This is a genomic window from Chryseobacterium sp. SIMBA_038 (assembly GCF_046535115.1).
Classification (GTDB): Bacteria; Bacteroidota; Bacteroidia; order Flavobacteriales; family Weeksellaceae; genus Chryseobacterium.
This window is the reverse complement of record NZ_JAWRXH010000001.1, coordinates 883,263-902,107: the sequence shown is the minus strand read 5'-3', so window position 1 is coordinate 902,107 and position 18,845 is coordinate 883,263. Positions and strand designations below refer to the sequence as shown.

12 protein-coding genes are annotated in these 18,845 nt (G+C 34.0%); 3 read left to right on the top strand and 9 right to left on the bottom strand.

Features of this window, described 5'->3' with window-relative positions; all coding sequences use genetic code 11:
• The first annotated feature begins 28 nt into the window (after positions 1-28).
• From SB689_RS04110 to SB689_RS04100, 3 genes are all read left to right on the top strand, one after another.
• Positions 29-1,309, top strand: coding sequence for a sugar isomerase (locus SB689_RS04110; protein WP_410690870.1), 1,281 nt, complete (start codon positions 29-31; stop codon positions 1,307-1,309).
• Between the two features lie 389 nt (positions 1,310-1,698).
• Positions 1,699-3,084 carry an FGGY-family carbohydrate kinase gene (locus SB689_RS04105; protein WP_410690869.1) on the top strand — a complete coding sequence of 462 codons (1,386 nt, stop codon included), beginning with the start codon at positions 1,699-1,701 and terminating at the stop codon, positions 3,082-3,084.
• An 86-nt stretch (positions 3,085-3,170) separates the two neighbouring features.
• Positions 3,171-4,322 (top strand): alpha-hydroxy-acid oxidizing protein, encoded by a 1,152-nt coding sequence (locus SB689_RS04100; protein ID WP_410690867.1) that lies wholly within the window; start codon positions 3,171-3,173, stop codon positions 4,320-4,322.
• Positions 4,323-4,705: 383 nt separating this feature from the next.
• Here SB689_RS04100 and SB689_RS04095 read toward each other — a convergent pair whose 3' ends face one another.
• The 9 genes from SB689_RS04095 to SB689_RS04055 all read right to left on the bottom strand — a co-directional run bounded on the left by SB689_RS04095 (position 4,706) and on the right by SB689_RS04055 (position 18,807).
• A complete protein-coding gene (locus SB689_RS04095) occupies positions 4,706-5,149 on the bottom strand; it encodes a nuclear transport factor 2 family protein (protein ID WP_410690866.1) in 444 nt (147 codons plus the stop codon).
• An 87-nt stretch (positions 5,150-5,236) separates the two neighbouring features.
• Positions 5,237-6,283 (bottom strand): GntR family transcriptional regulator, encoded by a 1,047-nt coding sequence (locus tag SB689_RS04090; protein WP_410690864.1) that lies wholly within the window; start codon positions 6,281-6,283, stop codon positions 5,237-5,239.
• Positions 6,284-6,525: 242 nt separating this feature from the next.
• Complete coding sequence (locus SB689_RS04085) at positions 6,526-8,661, bottom strand: hypothetical protein (protein ID WP_410690863.1); 2,136 nt, start codon at positions 8,659-8,661, stop codon at positions 6,526-6,528.
• 182 nt (positions 8,662-8,843) lie between these two features.
• Positions 8,844-12,407: a DUF4450 domain-containing protein gene (locus tag SB689_RS04080; protein WP_410690862.1), complete on the bottom strand. Its 3,564-nt coding sequence runs from the start codon at positions 12,405-12,407 to the stop codon at positions 8,844-8,846.
• A 1-nt stretch (position 12,408) separates the two neighbouring features.
• Positions 12,409-13,809, bottom strand: coding sequence for a glycoside hydrolase family 28 protein (locus tag SB689_RS04075; RefSeq protein ID WP_410690861.1), 1,401 nt, complete (start codon positions 13,807-13,809; stop codon positions 12,409-12,411).
• A gap of 397 nt (positions 13,810-14,206) precedes the next feature.
• The gene (mug, locus tag SB689_RS04070) at positions 14,207-14,710 is read right to left on the bottom strand and encodes a G/U mismatch-specific DNA glycosylase (protein ID WP_410690860.1); all 504 of its coding nucleotides are present in this window, start codon (positions 14,708-14,710) and stop codon (positions 14,207-14,209) included.
• A 22-nt stretch (positions 14,711-14,732) separates the two neighbouring features.
• The gene (locus SB689_RS04065; RefSeq protein ID WP_410690859.1) at positions 14,733-16,352 is read right to left on the bottom strand and encodes an MFS transporter; all 1,620 of its coding nucleotides are present in this window, start codon (positions 16,350-16,352) and stop codon (positions 14,733-14,735) included.
• Between the two features lie 2 nt (positions 16,353-16,354).
• Positions 16,355-17,398, bottom strand: coding sequence for an HlyD family secretion protein (locus tag SB689_RS04060; protein ID WP_410690857.1), 1,044 nt, complete (start codon positions 17,396-17,398; stop codon positions 16,355-16,357).
• Positions 17,399-17,415: 17 nt separating this feature from the next.
• Positions 17,416-18,807 carry a TolC family protein gene (locus SB689_RS04055; protein WP_410690855.1) on the bottom strand — a complete coding sequence of 464 codons (1,392 nt, stop codon included), beginning with the start codon at positions 18,805-18,807 and terminating at the stop codon, positions 17,416-17,418.
• Between the last annotated feature and the right edge of the window lie 38 nt (positions 18,808-18,845).

Below are 18,845 nucleotides of genomic sequence, written 5' to 3'. Positions count from 1 at the left end.
CTTGACAAGGTTAATAAAAAATCAAATCATGATTATAGGAAAAGATATCATTGAACAATATAACAAAGGAGAAATTGAAAACTTTAATACAGATTTCGATTTTCTACAAAATAAATTAAAAAAATCAGGCTCAAATGTTACTGAAATCGTCAACAAAATTGCCGATTTTCAAGTGGCGATTCCGAGTTGGGCTTTAGGAGCAGGCGGAACCCGTTTTGGAAGATTTTCTTACGGTGGCGAACCCTCTTCTTTAGAACAAAAATTAGATGATGTAGGATTGATTCATGCTTTAACGCATTCTGCAGGAGCAATTTCTTTGCATATTCCTTGGGATATTCCAAGTGATGTAGCAGCGATTAAAGAAAAAGCAGCGTCTCACGGACTTATTTTTGATGCGATGAATTCTAACACGTTTCAAGATCAGCCGGGAGCAAAAGCATCTTACAAATTCGGTTCTTTGAACGCTGTGAATGAAGATTCAAGAGCTTATGCGGTGGAACATAACAAAGAAGTAATCAGAATCGGAAAAGAATTAGGTTCAAAAAGCTTAACCGTTTGGTTGGCGGACGGAGCAAGTTTTCCGGGACAGTTAAATTTCCAGACAGCTTTATCAAACACTGAAAAAAGCTTAAAAGAAATCTACGCAGGAATGCCGGAAGACTGGAAATTATTCATTGAATATAAGCCTTACGAACCGAATTTCTATTCAACAACAATTCAGGATTGGGGAACTTCATTCATGTTGGCAAATGCTTGTGGAGAAAGAGCTTACACATTAGTAGATTTAGGTCATCACTTGCCGAATACAAATATTGAGCAGATCGTTGCAACCTTAATGTATAAAGGAAAATTAGGTGGTTTCCACTTCAACGACAGCAAATATGGAGATGATGATTTGACAGTTGGTTCAATCAAACCTTATGCTTTATTCTTGATTTTCAATGAATTGGTATACGGAATGGAAAACAATGCTAACAACCCGTATCCAGCTTGGATGATTGACGCAAGTCATAACATCAAAGATCCGTTGGAAGATTTATTACAATCTTTGGAAGCTATTTTAATTGCATATGCTCAAGCACTTTTGGTTGACCAAAAAGCATTAAAAGAAGCACAATTAAATAATGATGTTGTCGGAGCGCAGGACATTTTGCAGAATGCGTACAGAACAGATGTTCGTCCATTATTAAGAGCTGCAAGATTACAGACAGGTGCGGCGCTTGACCCGATTTCGGCTTACAGAAATTTAAAAGTAAGAGAAAATTTAATTACCGAAAGAGGTCTAAATGTTAAGGCAACTGGATTGTAATCCTATTTAAAATTGATAGTTTTAACTTTTGAGTGCAATCGAAAGTTTTTATTATATGTATCCTTATTTTTTTATCATTAAGGTTGAAAGTGTTTAGATGAGTAGGGTTTTAGGCATTGCTGCTTAAGAAATTAGTGGATTTTTTTCTTAATGCATCTTACTATCTGAACACTCCTTAATGGTTCAATAAAGTAATATTTAAATGAATATTCAATAAATATAATTATCATTTGCTGAGTGAAACGCCCTTGCGAACGTAAAATCGAATAGTAGTCAAAAATCTTTGCGAACTTTGCGTTTAAGATTAAAATTTCAATTAAAACAGATTAGTGTTATTAGTGAAAATATTAGCGCTATTTGTGTTTAAAATATAAAAATTCATCACAAGAATGTCCAAAAAAAAGGTAACAATAGTATTTGATATTGGAAAAACCAATAAAAAGTTCTTTTTATTTGATAAAAATTATAAAGAGGTTGTTCGTGAATATACGGAATTATCCCTCACAACAGATGAAGATGGTTATCCCACGGAAGATCTTGTTGCATTACAAAACTGGATTAAAGATAATTTCAATGCCATTCTTGAAGATGAAAAATATGAAGTAAAAGCGATCAATTTTTCCACTTATGGAGCGAGTTTTGTGCATTTGGATCATAAAGGAAATATCCTGACGCCTTTGTACAATTATACCAAACCGATGGATCAGGAAATTCTTGATTTATTTTATGAAAAACATGGAGATAAACTGAAAATTGCCCGCGAAACAGCATCACCGCAATCGGGAATGTTGAATTCAGGACTGCAATTATTCTGGTTAAAATACAAACACCCCGAAACGTTCAAAAAGATCCGTTACAGCCTTCATTTACCTCAATATTTATCGTATCTGTTTACAGGAATTTGTGTTTCGGAATTTACGTCAATCGGATGTCACACCAATTTATGGGATTATGACAAAGCGGATTACCATGATTGGGTTTACGAAGAAGAAATTGATGCATTGCTTGGGCCAATTGTACCGACTTCAGCAAGCATCAACACATCTTATAAAAACAAAAAAATTAAAATCGGAGTCGGAATTCACGACAGTTCTTCAGCATTATTGCCTTATATTTTAAGTAAAAAAGAACCATTTTTATTGCTTTCAACCGGAACTTGGAGTATTTCTTTAAATCCTTTTAATGATGAAAGCTTAACGGATGAAGATATAGAAAACAATTGCCTTAATTATATGCGAATCGATGGAAAACGCGTAAAAGCGTCCCGCTTTTTCATGGGAAATGAATACAAGATTCAGGTTGAAAAATTGTGTGATTATTACGGAAAAGAATATGGTTTCCACAGAGAAGTACAGTTTGATCAGGATTTGTATCTGCGTTTAATGAAAAATAAGAATATTTATTTTCGATTTGAAGGAATTATTTTGAAACGAAAAATGATTACTGCAACAGATTTAAATTCTTTTACTACATTTGAAGAAGCATATCATCAATTGATGATTGAATTGATGGATTTACAGATTCATACCATTACAAACGCAATCGGAAATTCGGATATTGAAAACATCTACATTGACGGTGGATTTACAGACAACGACGTTTTTATGAAACTAATGTCTCACCATTTCCAGCATTACAATGTGATGTCTACACATTCTCCGTTGGGTTCGGCATTGGGAGCTTCTATGGTTATTTCCAACAAAAAAATAGACGAAACTTTTTTACAGCAGCATTATCAGATGAAAGTGCTTCAACCGTTAATTCTTAATTTATAAAATATTTTAGTTGTTGGGTAATAGTTGTCAGTTGATGGCAAACTCTCAAAAACCAACAACTATCAACCAATAACTAACAACTAATTATGGCATTTCCATTTGATACCCGTTATGCTTCGCTTGAACTTCTGATCGAAAGAGCAAAAAAAAGAATGCCCCGTTTTGCTTTCGAATATCTAGATGGCGGATGTAATGAAAATATCAACAGAGACAGAAATACAAGCGAACTGAGAGAAGTTCTGCTTCGTCCGCAATACCTGAACAATAATTATGCGGAAGCCAATATGGAAACTGAATTATTTGGAGTAAAATATTCCGCACCATTCGGAATTTCTCCTGTTGGTTTACAGGGATTAATGTGGCCTAATGCTCCCGAAATTTTAGCAAAAGCAGCTTTCAAACACAATATTCCTTTTATTTTAAGTACAGTTACAACCAGCAGTATCGAAAGAATTGCTGAATTGACGGAAGGAAAAGCATGGTACCAGCTATACCATCCGAGAGAAGAATGGTTGCGTGATGATATTCTCGACCGTTGTGAAGCTTCTGGTTATGATGTTTTGTGCGTTTTATCTGATGTTCCGACTTTTGGATATAGAGCAAAAGAAATCCGAAATGGTTTGGCAATGCCACCTCAGATTAACTTCCGAAACGTTTCTCAAGCTTTAGCAAGACCGGAATGGTGTTTGGAAATTCTGAAACATGGAGTTCCTAGTTTTAAAACCATGGAAAAATACATGGATAAAAATATGGGAGTGAAGCAATTAGGACAATTCATGAATTCCACTTTTTCAGGGAGATTAAATTCTGATAGAATAAAAGCAATTCGCGACAAATGGAAAGGGAAATTAGTCATTAAAGGTGTTGCTTCCGATGAAGATGCTGCAGAAGCTGTACGTTTAGGATTTGACGGAATGATCATTTCCAATCACGGCGGAAGACAGCTTGATGCCGGAGAGTCTACAATTACCATAGTCAAAGAAATCAGCGAAAAATACAAAAATCAGATCAAAATAATGATGGATAGCGGCGTGAGAACCGGTCCGGATGTTGCCCGTGCTTTAAGCTGTGGCGCCGAATTTACGTTTATGGGACGTACTTTTATGTATGCAGTGGGTGCTTTAGGCGAAAAAGGCGGTGATCATATTATTGAAATGCTTAAAATGCAGTTCAGACAGGTTTTGGAGCAGGTTTGTTGTGAGAAACCGGAAGATTTACAAAACTTTAGAGTAAAATAATCCAGAATATTTTTCAGATTTAAATATCTAAATTAAAAAATTCGCAAGGTTGTCTTTGCGAATTTTTTGTATTCAATAGGAACGGGCTTTAGCTCGTTTTCAATAAAAGAAATTCTACATTGGCTTTAGCCAAAACTTAAACTTTAAAATATTTTTAAACGCAAAGATTTAATAAAAAATGTATTATTTAAAGGATCAAAGTAAGGCTACAAAGTCGCTGATGAAGCCAGCTTAATAAGAATCAATGTATTGATTCCACTCTTTGCTCACTTAAAATATTTAAAATCATAAATAAAACTTTGCGTCAAAAAAGCTTCAACAATTTCAAAATAAAAAATTCGCAAAGACAACCTTGCGAATTTTGTTTATTATAATTTGAAAATTTATTTCTTCTTTTCAGATTTCACAGCTTGTCTGGCCAACAATTTCCAATCATTTTTCACTTTTGCCCAAACTAATAATACATCCAATGTTACATCACTCGGCCCTTTGCCAAGGTCATTGGTTTTTGCATAAAAATGATGACGAACAATCGCTGTGTTCCCGACGATATTGATATTTTGATTGGTAATATCAATGGTTTCAAAAACTGATTTTTTACTGGATAATTTGTCAACAAACTCTGCTGAGTCATCGATATGACCTCCAGAATGTCCGTAGGTTAGTTCGGGTAAAATCAAAGATTCTAACGATGATTTATCACCGCTTATCATGGCTAATCTTAGCTTTTCTGCAATCTCAGTCACAGCATCTTTATCATTCTTTTTCTGTCCTGAAACAGCAAGTACCATGAAAAAACTCATGGCAAAAATTAATTTTTTAATCATAATTAAATTAGATATTTTTTTGAAAGTATATTTTAAAAATTAATGTAATCGATTGCGCATTTTTGTAAAAAATATAAACTTTAAGTTTTAAAGAGAATCCCTCTGAATAAACTTAAAAACATTATTAACCTGTTCTTTTTTATTTTTCAGAATCATATACGCTGCAGATTCTCCCATTGCTTTAAAATCTGTAGTAATTACCGTAATTCCAAGCAATTCCTTCAAAGGAGTTTCGTTATAGGAAATAATTCCAATGTCTTCGCCTAATTTCAGATTTTTCTGTCTGATTTGTTTAACCAAATTCACCAAATCACGTTCCCGGATGGTGATAAAAATATCTTTTTCCTGTAATTCCATGTCGGGATAAATTTCGTCGAGAATTTCATAATCAAGTTTAAAATCTTTGCAAAAATTCTCAAAACCACGTACAATACGGAAAGGATAGGGGTGAATAGATTTATCTGGATAGACCAAAATGATTTTTTCGTATTTTTTAATTTTGTCTAAACCTTCCTTCAGAGCATTGTAAATATCATGTTCAAAATCCTGAAAAATAGTACCGTATTCCCCTGAAATGTTGGGTTTTGTATTATCTAACAACAGTAATTTATTTTTCGGAATTTTTTCAATCATATCAAGAACTTCCTGTGTCGAACTGGTATGTTTTGACTGTTCATCACGAAAATGAGGCATAATTACATAGTAATCAAATCCACCCAAATTTTTCTTTAATGAATTAATGAAAAGTGTTTCGTCACAATGGTAAATATACATCTCTACATTGCCTTTGGTACCGATTGCATTGACGAAATAATTATAAATCATCATCTTATAAGTACTCGGTTTGTTGATCAAAAAGAAGATATTAATGATATCATTTTTGTTGATACGAGAAATATAATATCCTTTACCTTTTACCGATTCAATGATTTGTCTTTTTCGAAGCTCTTTGTAAGCTTTTTCCACTGTATCTCTTGAGAGGAAGCAGGACTCACTAAGCTCATTGATAGAAGGAATCTTTTCTCCTATCTGAATTTCTCCACCATCAATTCCATTCAGAATAGAATCTACAATTTGTTTGTATTTGGGAACTCTGGAGTGTTCATTTATCTGTACTTCAAATGTTTCTGCCATGGCTTTTCAGATAGGAGAGATTAAAACGGTTTTAAAGAATCTAATTTATAAAAAATTAATCAATGATTACAGATAAGTTGTAAAATTTATGTTGATATACTTGTATTTTTTTTGATTATTCAAAATAAACCTAAATCCATGGATTTTTTACGATAAGAAAACTTCATTCTGAGTAAAGATTGAACATAAAAAAAGCCTGCCCCTTTCAGGACAGACTCCAACTAAGTATGAATGTAAAATTTTTAAGGCATTTTTTTGAAACCTTCGGCTTTAATTTTCCAAGTTCCATCTTTAGGAAAGCCCGGGAATTCGCCTTTTGAGCTATCCCAACCTTCAAGCATCATAGCAACGGTTGTTAAAACACCGCCATTTCCGGGAAGATATATTCGTAAACGACCATCTTGATAATTGTGACCGTTTTTCAGATAAGTATTGGTTTGAATATTCATGAAAAGCGCATCCAAAGCCTTGTTTGGAAGTCCCAATCTTGCAGCATTCATTGCCGTCATCGGAAAATCCCAACCCCAGGTGTGTTCCCAGTTCCATCTTTCCCAAACGATATCGAGTGTGTTTTTCATGATTTTTTTATCCAATTTCGGAGATTCCGGAACCATTCCCAACGCTCCAAGAACTGCCGGGTGATCGGTCATCCATTTTGGATAAGTGAAAGAATCTTTTGCAGATTCGGTCGACAAATAAACACCATCCTGAACCGGAAGCGGAGCCAATTTTGAAATGACATCATCCCATTTTTTATCTCTCGGTTGTCCTAATCTTTCCTTCCATTCTTGAGCAACTTTCAATGCCCAATCCCAATATGCCACTTCATAAGTCGGATTGTAAGTATCTTTAGCAGGAAAAACTTCCTGAGCAGGAATTACACCTTTACCCAAATTATAACGTTTTTTTTCTTTGTCGTAAGTGGCAAAATCTGCCATAAAATCTGCTGTTGCAAAAATCAGATCTTTATATTTTTCTAAGACTTTTTTGTCCTTTTTATCGCGATACAAAAGTTCGGTCATATAAATAAGATGTGGTTGTTCCCATATCAAAAAGGCCGCTACAGAAGATGGACTTTCGTTTCCGTCGTTATCAGACATTTTGATCCATCGAACACCTTTGTAGCCTTGTCTTTGGGCTAAAGCTTTTGCTTTTTCAAATGATCTGAAATAATAATCTAATTGTTTTTCCAAAATCTCAGGTCTTCCCCACAAAGCATAGTGAACGCCGTGCCACCAATGCATTTCTGTGTGTGGTTTTCCGTACCAGCTGTTGAAAGTTAAACCTGTTTCCTGTGGTGGATTGCTTCCTCCGCATTGTACTTTGGTTAAATATTCCGATAAAACAACTCTGCGTTCCAATTCGTTTGCTCTTGGGTCTGTACTTCCTTCAAAATCTACAGCAGCACCGCTTTCCCAAAAAGATTTCCATCCTGAAGTGCTTTCTTTTTCTGCATCAGCAAATAATGTTTTACTGCTTTTTGGATTTTTAGACGAAAATTCAACACTTAATTCTATTGTTTTGTTTTTAGAAGAAGGTTCGTAAACAAAATAATGTTTCCCCGCTTCGCTTAATTTTCCGTCTGTAAAATATAGTTGAGTGAAATAATCAGCAGTTTGCAATTTATGTTCAATCAATCCCTGAGTTGGATTTGATGAAATAATTTTTGTAGAATGATCTTTTTCATTGCCATAAAAAACTGCGTCATCCAAGAATTGTCCGGAAGGAGATGGGTAGTGCGCGAATACTTTTAGTCTTTTTTGAGTAATTAAATCTGATTCAATTTTAACTCCAATTTTATCTGAATTTTGGAAAGACGCTGTCCATACTTTTACTGGGCTTCCTTCCAATGAGAATTCACTCGTAATAATTCCTGTCCACAAATCAATTTTCTGATTGATGTTCTGTAAATCTGAAATTTTGGCTTTCTGACCATCTTTTTTATAGAGTTCAATTCCCACATTTCCCAACTGCAAACGATGTTGATTCACACGGTAATATTCAACAGCTTTTTTATTACGTTCCGGTTCTTTGAGCTGGACACTATACAATGCTTTTCGTCCATCATTATTGAAGTCGTAAGCTTTTAACGTCTCATCAAATTTGTAATTTTCGGTATTTGGAAAACTATTCCAACCCCATTCGGATTGAGTTCCCAAAGAAACTCCATTTTTATAAACCTCAGGAAATGACTGCATTCCGGTAACATCAACGGTGTACGCAAATTTTCCATTTCCGACGGTCAAAGAAGACAATGTATCAACTTTTGTATTGACGATATTATGACGCTGAACGACTTTTTGACGGTCAATTTTCTGGGCATTGAGAGAAGAAAATCCAATGCAAAAAAGACTTAGATATATGACTAATTTCTTCATTTTTTTAATTTATTTTATGTTTTAACCGCAAAAGAATCAAAAGATTTTAGCATTGAATAGATATTTAAAAGACGACAAAATAATGGAAATAACATTTTATATTTTGTAAACTCTTGCAACACTTTATTTTCAAACATTTCTTTTGAAGCTTTTGTGGTAAAAAGCTTTTAATTATTTTTATTTTATTTAAGTACAGTGGCACTCATCATTCCGATAACAACATCGTTGCTCACTGCCGTTAATTTTATAGTTTTTAATTCTTTGTTCGGGTCAATAGGTAAATCCAAAATCGTTGCTGCACCGCCTTCTATAGCACGATCGGTAAATCCTATAATGCCTAAATACTTCGTTAAACTTCCGCCTTTATATAATTCTCCAGTTTTTAATTTTACTCTGTACGGAATTTTATCATCCGGAATTTCAAAAGCATAATTATCATCAAGCAAATCCTGCTCGATCGGCCACCAATTGGTTGGATTTTTTAATTCTAATTCTGTAGTCGAACCATCAGCATATTGAACGGTAATTTTTCCATTAATAATCTGTGATTGCATCGGATTTGTAGAACCTGCCATCAGAAAATAGATTTTTTTTCCTTTTCCTGAAATGGGAATTTCAACCGATTTAGGGAAATTATCCCACTGACTCGTAAAGACAATGTTTTTCTCCGAATTATCAATTAAAAAAGGAACTCCAAGAAAATCAACTTTACCGTTTTTTCTTTTATTCATCAATCCGTTGTCGTCGATTTGAGCGTTGATTAATGGATAACACCAATTTCCAATTCCCTGCCACGGAAGTTGTAATGTCGGAACATTTAGCCTTGGCGAAAGATATTTTTGGTTGAAAATTTGAGTTACGCTTTCATTATATTTTGAAGCTAATGAAATGGTATTGAATTCTCCTTTGTTTTCAATTTCCCAATCTGTGATTTCTATATTTTGTTTAATTCCGTTATATTCAAGTTCAATAAAATTTGTTCCTTTACTTAAAATATTTTGAGGAATTTCAATTGATGTTAATTGATTTTTATGAGCTGAAAAAGTTTTATTTAAACCATTAATACTCAGTTTTCCATTAATCTGATTTAATGATTTTGATTGAATTTGCAACTTTTTATTTACCCATTTTGTCTCCAAAGGATAACGGATATCAACATTTACAGGCTGCCACCATTTGGTTCCATTTTGCTCTAACTGAACGAAAAAAGTTCCTTTTCTTTCTTCTTTAATTAATTCAAATTGATTGTCTTTTCTATTTTTAATCAATTCCTGTGGATCAAAAACTGCTTTAATCTTCTTTTTTGAATCTAAATGAAGTTGAAGGTTTTCAGAAATGTAGCTTACATAATCTGTCTTTTCATTTTTTAATACTTCTCCTGAATAATTAATTTCAATCTTAAATTCTTTTCCAATCGGAGTTTCAAACTGTAAAAAAGGTTGTGAAATAGAATTTGGGTTTATCACGAATTTCACATTTTTACCATTCACTTTCACCGATTGTATTTGAGTATAATTCACAGGAATCTGCATTTCCAAAACAACCGATTTTGAATAATTTGATTTGAAAAAATATTCAGCTTTTTTTGAGTTTCGGTTAAATTTAAATTCCCAATCAGGAAGTTTTAGCTCAGCAAAATTCCAACCTTTAGGAAAGCCTGGTTTAATACTGATTTTATTTTCTAATAATTTAGGATAAACCCCGAAAAGTCCTTCCGTTAAAGTTCTTGCAGCAACACCAATCGGGTCGGCAAAATCTCTGTACAATTCACCACGAAACGCATCGTAATGAGACAGTTGTTCAAAGTTTCCCGAACTGATTCCGTAATACATACTTTCTGCCAAATTGCCTTTCCAAAGTCGGTAAGCATCTTCAGTTCTACCAGCTTGCCAATACGCCAAGGCGGTTTGTAGGTTTTCTGCCAAAGCTACATTGTTGATCGACCAATCATATGGCTGCCAATTTGTAGTCGATAAAGTATAATAGTTTTTATCGACTTCTCCCTTTACTTTTATCGGAATTTTTGGAATATAATTATTGATATATTGAGTGTTTTGATAATCCTCAAACTCATTTAAAATATAAGCATCCGAAACATGATAAATTGACCAAATTCCGGGTTTGTCATGAAGAATTTGATTACCCAAAGAGTCTTTATATTCAGCAAAATATCCTTTATTTTTAATCCAAAGCTGATTTTTCATTGCGTTCAAAATCGATTCAGCTTCTTTTTCGTATGGTTGAGGATTTTCGCCAATAATTTTCGCCAATTTTGCCATTTCACGATTGGCTCTGTAATTATAGGCAGAAGTGTGAGTAACTTTTCCACCCGAATATTGTAAAGCATCACTTGCCCAAATTGCGGCATAAGCATCGTAAAGTTCACCACGTTTGAAATTTCGTTTTTCCCAATCCATGTGACGAACCATCGTTGGCCACATTTTCTTTAAAAACTCAACGTCTCCGGTGTAATTGAAATGAGAAAACATCTGATCAAAGAAAACCAAATTCATATCATAATGATGTGGTTTTGAATTATCATTTGGATTCCTCGAAATATATCCGCTTGAAAATACAGAATTTCCCATTTTTTCAGCATGTCGAGCTAAATGGAGTAAAGTATCCATCTCAACAGGTGCGAAATCTGGTTTCAAAACCTGAGAATTTGAATAACTTTCAAAATGTTCTTTTGCGCGATCGTGCCAACTTAGAGCGTCTGCTACATATGTACCACGCCATGCATTTAATCGCATTCTCCATGCTACAGCGCCGTGAAGATAGGTTGGACTTTCCCAAATTCCGTCTGCTGCAATTGCTAAAGTTGCCCCGAAATTATTTAAATCTGAATCGGGAGTTTTTAACTGAACTCGGTTTGTTAAATTTAAACGAGATTGTTCAGATTCGTTAAAAATATTCTTTAACTCTTCGTCTGAAAAATGTTTATCAGATTTTCCTTTTGCAATTTGAATGTAAACAGGATTTTTTTCTGCCGAATATGAAGCGTAAATTATCGGAGATTGTTCATTTTTATTTTGAGTAAAATCAGATAGTTTTTCTAATGTTTTTGCATCAGTGAATTGAAGAGAATTGACATTTGAAAAGCTTCCGTTAACGATTTGAGTTTCTTTTTTCTTGTTTAAATAATTTAATTGAAACTGATTTTTACTGATTTTATATTCATTAATTAGACAATATTCAGGCAACAGATAAAATCCCGATTCCGGATCTGCGCCAATATCGCCGTTTCTACTGAATGTTGTTCCGCTCGCTCCGCCATAAACAGCGTAGATTTTTGTTGAAGAATCTACATTTTCTGTTTCCATTTTTAAAACTAAACCTTCTTCTTTGGATTGTGCTAAAACGGTTAGTTTTAAAGTTCCAAATCCAAGAATAGGATCTTTAATATTGTAAAGCATTGATCCCGGACGATAACGGGTTTCAATCCTTTCCGCATTAATCAATTTTTTAATGGAATTCCCTTTTTGAATAACGAACTGAAGATTTCCGCCCATTCCCGGAAGATACAGCGCGAATTCCGGTAAATCTCCGGCTTCGACTCTTGAAGCTCGGTTGTCTCCATACAAAGCACGGTTGAAACGGTATTTTCCATTAACCAATAAAAAATCACCTTTATCTTCCTTATAATGCAGTTCTCTTTCATTGTTCTGCCAATGTTTCGATTGGGAAAATGAAAGTGAATAGACGGATAAAATGATACAACCTGCTAAAATGGATTTTCTTCGCATTTTATTTAAAATTGGTTAAAGGTTTTCCGTTAACGGTTACATTTTTCAGTGTCACATTTTTCAAGAAATCAACTTTATAGGGAATCTCAACGCCATTAATTTTAGCATTTATCATCGTGAAATCTGTTATCGGTGAAGATTCGTAAGCATCAGAAAGAACGGCATATTTTCCGCCTTTTTCCACCTGTAAATTTTCTACCCAAATGTTTCTGATGGTCGGGATAAAGTTGCCGGGTTTTTCATAATGCATGTTGAAACGGACAGCCGCTTCTTTGTACGCACCAACTTTTGTATTGTAGAAAAATACGTTTTCAATGATTCCACCGCGGCTTGAACTAGTTTTAATTCTTAAAGCTCGGTCAAGATTTTTACTGTCCATCACATTTCCTATGGCGTAAATGTTTTTAGCACCGCCTGCAATTTCGCTTCCGATCACAACACCACCGTGCCCGTCTTTCATTTCACAGTTTTCGATGATGTGATTTTCTGCGGGTTTTCCGATACCTCTTCCGTCTTCGTCTCTTCCTGATTTTATGGCAATACAATCGTCTCCTGTATCGAAGTAAGAATCTTTGATCCAGACATTTTTACAGGCTTCAGGATCAAAACCGTCATTATTAGGACCATGACTGATTATTTTTACTCTTTCAATTAAAACATTTTCACAAAGAACAGGATTCAAATTCCACATTGGAGAGTTTTTAACTAAAACATCTGCCATGTAGAAATTTTTACTTTTATAAGGCTGAACAAAATTAGGTCTCAGATAATGTCCATCTCCAAAAATTCTTTCTCTCGGATCTTTTTTTGCGGCCATATATTCGTGAAGTTTTGCACGAGCTGGATTTTGTCTTCCGGGACGGGATTCATTGTAACCATATTGTTTGGCTCCACACCAAAACCACCAATGGTCGTTGTCCGAATTTCCGTCTAATGTTCCTTTTCCGGTTATGGCGATATTTTCTTCTTCGTAAGCGTAAATTAGGGATGAATAATTCATACATTCCATTCCTTCCCATCTTGTGAATACGATAGGATAATCGTTACTGTCATGGCTAAATAAGATAGTTGATCCTTCACTTACATACAGATTTACATTACTTTTTAAATAAATAGCACCCGTCAGAAAAACTCCTTTTGGAACTACAACTCTTCCTCCGCCTTCTGAATTACATTTTTCGATTGCTTTCTTAAATGCTACTGTATTTTTTGTCTTTCCGTCACCAATGGCACCAAAATCAGTAATGAGATAGTCTTGTTTTCTGAAATTTGGCTTTACAATTTGTTTTTTTAACGCATCAATTTCTTTTAAAGGCTGCTGTGCTGAAGTCCAAGGTTTATATTGAGCCGAAAAAGAGATCGATATCAATAGTAAAAGACAGAATAAAGCATATTTTTTCATAATGATGGAGTTGTATAGTTTAAGGAAGACTATTTTAAATAATTTTCATTATTGCAATCTAAAATAATTGTGATAAAAAATTATCCTGCACTGTCGGTATTATAAATTTTTTTAATTAAAAAATAAAATTTAAACTGTAATCGATTGCGCAATTTCAAAGATAAAATAAATACTGATAACTGAAATTAATATCAAATTTTAAAAATCAATATACTTTGTTAAATAATAAGGAATTGAAATAATTAATCTGTGTTTGTGGTAACAACAATATTTATTGTCAGACAAAATTGTAAAAGCTGTTTGCTCATTCATTTTTATTGAAGCATTAAAATAACCTTATCAATATGATATTGATCTGCCCATTTTTCAAGTAACTCTAAAATAGAAAACCTTGTTATCATTTCTTATTAATTACATTATAAAGTTCAGAATAACGAATAACTAGATCTTCAAGCGAAAATCCTCGATTCAAACCGCTTGTATTAGGCAAAACCCAGACTTTCGAACCTAGAAAAGCTTCAGATTGCAATCCCCACTCAATCTGCTTTTTTCCTGAAAAGGTTTTGTAAGCAACTTTCCCTAAAAATGCAATGTATTTTGGCTGAAATTTATTCATTTTAATCTTAAAAAACTCAAGAGATTCATCAAAATCTTCTTTTGAAAGTTCGTCTGCTCTTGAAGTTGCTCTGGCCACGGCGGTCGTCAAGCCACAGTCAAAATTTAAAATCTCAGTATCATTTTCTGGCTCGATTTGATAATCTGTGAAACCCGATAAATGAAGAACTTTCCAAAAACGGTTACTTCTTCCTGAAAAATGATGCCCGTCTTCGGCAGATTTTAAACCTGGATTAATTCCAACGAAAATAACTTCAAGATTTTTACTGATAATATCTGTTAACATAGGTAAAAATGAATTTATAATATTAATGAATGTTTTTGAAAGTATTTAAACGAATTTTAAATATTCTTTGAGCCTTAAAAGCCATCAATTTTTTATGGATAGGAGGGATGATTAGAATTAAAACCGCTACAAATATCAATACAATTCCGAATATCATGAATATTGCCCGATTTGTCAATAACTGACTTTGTTGTGCCACATTTTGTGCAATTGTTGAATTTGCCAACGCAACAGCCTGATCCTGTAAAAAGCCTTTCGAAATGTATAGATTTTTATAGAAATTCAGGCGGTCAATCGTATTTTGATTTTCGGTTGTAATGTATCCTAAAAACCCTTCCTTAAAATATTGATTAAAATATAATTGAAGATTATAAAATCCCGCAAATGAATTTAAAGTTGCTGTGAAACGTGTGTATGCAGCGATAATCAAACCTGTTGTTCCTGTATGTACCGGAGCGGATGAAAGCACATAAATCATGATGGGTACAAACAAAAGTCCGGAAGCCGCCCCCTGCAAAAACACAGGCAAAAATAAATCTGTAAAAGATAAATCAGGTGTTAAGAAAAAAGACATCCACAAATTAAATCCGCCCAATAATGCAAATCCCGGAGCAAAAAAAGCAGTCACAGAAATCTTTTTTACAACAATTAAGCGAATGGAAAAAACTAGGAAAATCACTATTCCTGATAGATTAGATGCAGTGAGTAAAATAACATCCAAAGTACTCCATTTTAGAATTCCTCCTGCGTAATTGTAGATTAGGTTCATGCTGTCTTTTCCGCCATAATAGATTGCCAGAAGACAAAGTCCGATGAGAAAATTACGTGACTTAAAAACGTCTAAATTCACGACAGGTCTTTTTGCTATGAGCTGTCTGTAAATAAATAACAGGAGTCCGATGAGTCCGAAAAAAGCGCTCCAACAAATTCTGGAATCTTCAAACCAATAATATTTTGAACCGTAAAGAATTGTATAAGCTACAGAAAGTGAGGTGAATGCAAAAATGATCATTCCCGCCCAATCGATTTGATACAAAGGATATTTTTTAATTCCTGATTTTCGTTTTAATAGTAATAAAACCAAGCCGAGCATAAAAAACTGAAATAAAATCAGACAATAATAGGTAAATTTCCAATCGAATGATTCTACAACAATGCCTGACACCAATGCAATCAAAACAGTATTGCTAAGCATTGTTCCATAAAAAACAGCCGAGCCAATTGGTCTTACACGTTCGGGAGCTAATGATGAAAAGACCAATGTTAATGTACAGACAATCACATTTCCTGCAAAAATTCCCTGAACAAATCTGATCACAAAAAATAAAAAAATATCCTGACAATAAAGACAAACAATGTTGAGAATAATGGTAATCACAATATTAAACAATAAATAACTTCTTGTTTCAAAATACCTCAAAAATCGAAACTGTATTGGCAAAATGGTGATAATTCCTGCATAGGTTGCCATTACAGCAAACCAAATATCTTCCGGTTGAGTACCCAAATACGAAACCAGATAATTTTGAGTAAATACAAACATTCCCAATTGAACCAATCCTGATAACAGCAAGAAAAACAAGGTGATACGGGTTGCCCATTTCCAGCCTGCCGTCCAGTCTTTAAAATAAATGGATTTCATAATTAAGATCTTTTTTTAACGGAAACTGTGACATTCATACCCGCAACAATTCTTTCGGTATTTTTATCTGAAAATTCAATTTTCACGGGCACTCGCTGAATGATTTTTACAAAATTTCCCGTAGAATTATCAGCCGGTAAAAGCGAAAATCGAGATCCTGTAGAACCTGCAATGGCGGCAATTTTTCCTTTAAAAACTCTACCGTTTATCGCATCCAGTTTTATTTCGGCAGGTTGTCCGATGTACATTTCTGAAACTTGGGTTTCTTTAAAATTTGCCGTAATCCATTTTTCTTTTTCATTAATAATACTCACCAAAGGCTGTCCTGACTGTATTTGTTGTCCTTCCAAAATGTTTTTACGTCCCAATCTTCCGGAATACGGTGCTTTAATAATGGTATAAGACAGATTAAGTCGGGCTAATTTCAATGCCGCTTCTTTTCTTTTAATGTCAGCCTGAAGAATCGCAAAATGAGTTCTGAGTTCTGCGATTTTGGCTTCATTGGTTTTGAGACCATTTTGTGCGGCGCTGTAATCACTTTCTGAAACGTCGTAACGGGCTTTTACCTGTTCAAGCTCTGCTCCTGTTGCAGCTTCTTCATTCACTAAATTTTCATACCGTCTGATATCCTGTTGCTGTTGAACGTATTTTGCATGAGCCCCTTTTATCTGATCTCTATTGATTTGCGTACCAGATTGAGCAGAATGAATAGTCGCAGAAAGTACGGCCAACTGACTGTGAGCATCATCAAAAGAAGCTTCAGCAGACTGCAATTGAGCGAGATATTCGCTGTTATCCAATATAACTAATGTGTCGCCTTTTTTTACGAATTGATGTTCATTAAAAAGAACTTTCTCAATATATCCGCCTGCTCTTGCTGAAACCGGATTGATGTAAGATTCTACCTGTGCATCATTTGTTTCTTCATAGTTTTTGTTGAATTTTAAATAATTGAAGAAATAAACCGTACTTGCAATTATCAGAATTATAGCTGCAATTTTGATAATAATATTGCCGAGATGCCTTTTATGATCATTTTTTTTCATGTCTTTAATTTTTTCTTTTATAAATTTCCACTTGTATATAAAATGTGGTAGTAGATGGTCAGCGCATCGGTTTGGGCTTTTGCCAGATTTAATCTTGATTCCTGATAAAGATTGTCTGCGTCTAGCAAATCCGTCAGTAAAGCCAATTGATTTAGGTATTTTGTATTCACGATTCTGTAGTTCACTTTTGCCTGTTCTACGGATTTTTCATTGACTGAAATTCTGTTAAGCGCTTCCTCATATTTAATGTAATACGCTTTAATCTGTGAATTGATGACGTGAATCTGCTCTTTCTGTAATAATTCCAATTCTTTTACGCGCATTTTGGCCGCAGTTAGCTTGTTTTTATTCTGATAAATAGATGAAATATTATATTGCATTTTTAAACCTACAAAACCAATAGAATAAGCCTGATCTACCGGAGGAAAAAACAAATAATTAGGATAATTCAATCCATAAGCACTGAAAAAACTCACACTTGGCATATTATTACTTTGAACAATTTTGACTTTTGTACGTTGTAATTTTATATTTTCTGTTGATTTTTGTATGTTGAAAGAAGAGTTCTCTGTTTTTTCGATAAGAGGTAAAAGCGAATTGATTTCCGGTTTTTGAATTCCCGCAGAATCGATGGGAGATAAGTGTACAGAATCGGGTAGATCCATTAATACAATCAATTTTTGATTCGTAATGCCAATATCATTTTGATTTTGCTGTAAAGAAAGCTCAACATTAGACAAGATAACTTGCGCACGAAGAACATCACTTTTGGTTACTTTTTGATTTTTGTACAGCGAATTAATATTGTCCAGCCTTACCTGAGCTCTTTTAAGTTGATCTAAAATAAATTTCTGCAATTCATTAAGTCTCAATAATTCAAGATATTCACTTGCAGTTTGAAAAGCGACATTTCCTGAAGTGTCCAATGTATTTAATTTGGCTAATTTTAAACGTGAATTTTGTTCGTTTTGTAAAGCTTTTTGTTTTCCACCACTATAAATATTGAAGGAGACATCAACTCCCAGATTTGCAGAGTTGGGACTAGGCTTTCTTGCTCCTGAAGTCGAATGATTCAATCCGTCTGTAAATAAGGTAAGATTGGAAAAGCGTTGATAAGAACTTCCCGCGTTGATGGTTGGTAAAGCACTTTTATAAACATCTTTACGGTCTTCATACACCGCGTTTTCTTCAATATCCGCTGCCTGAACCGATTGGTTTTGATGTTTTGCCAATTGTATAGCTTCAGAAAGGGTAAGTTGGTACTTTTCCTCTGTGTTGTTTTGGGCAATCATTGTTATTGGAAACAGCAAAAAAGTACAGATCCAAAAAGCGAAAACTAATGAATATAATTTTTTGTTATCAATTTGTCTCTTCTCAAGCGACAAATTGGAGGGTACTGATTTTGTCATGATTCAAATTTTTATTTAAATTTTCATTAGACAAAATT

Coding starts and splice junctions, on each gene's coding strand:
- SB689_RS04110 (WP_410690870.1), top strand. CDS start 29: ATGATTATAGGAAAAGATATCATTGAACAATATAACAAAGGAGAAATT.
- SB689_RS04105 (WP_410690869.1), top strand. CDS start 1,699: ATGTCCAAAAAAAAGGTAACAATAGTATTTGATATTGGAAAAACCAAT.
- SB689_RS04100 (WP_410690867.1), top strand. CDS start 3,171: ATGGCATTTCCATTTGATACCCGTTATGCTTCGCTTGAACTTCTGATC.
- SB689_RS04095 (WP_410690866.1), bottom strand. CDS start 5,149: ATGATTAAAAAATTAATTTTTGCCATGAGTTTTTTCATGGTACTTGCT.
- SB689_RS04090 (WP_410690864.1), bottom strand. CDS start 6,283: ATGGCAGAAACATTTGAAGTACAGATAAATGAACACTCCAGAGTTCCC.
- SB689_RS04085 (WP_410690863.1), bottom strand. CDS start 8,661: ATGAAGAAATTAGTCATATATCTAAGTCTTTTTTGCATTGGATTTTCT.
- SB689_RS04080 (WP_410690862.1), bottom strand. CDS start 12,407: ATGCGAAGAAAATCCATTTTAGCAGGTTGTATCATTTTATCCGTCTAT.
- SB689_RS04075 (WP_410690861.1), bottom strand. CDS start 13,809: ATGAAAAAATATGCTTTATTCTGTCTTTTACTATTGATATCGATCTCT.
- mug (WP_410690860.1), bottom strand. CDS start 14,710: ATGTTAACAGATATTATCAGTAAAAATCTTGAAGTTATTTTCGTTGGA.
- SB689_RS04065 (WP_410690859.1), bottom strand. CDS start 16,352: ATGAAATCCATTTATTTTAAAGACTGGACGGCAGGCTGGAAATGGGCA.
- SB689_RS04060 (WP_410690857.1), bottom strand. CDS start 17,398: ATGAAAAAAAATGATCATAAAAGGCATCTCGGCAATATTATTATCAAA.
- SB689_RS04055 (WP_410690855.1), bottom strand. CDS start 18,807: ATGACAAAATCAGTACCCTCCAATTTGTCGCTTGAGAAGAGACAAATT.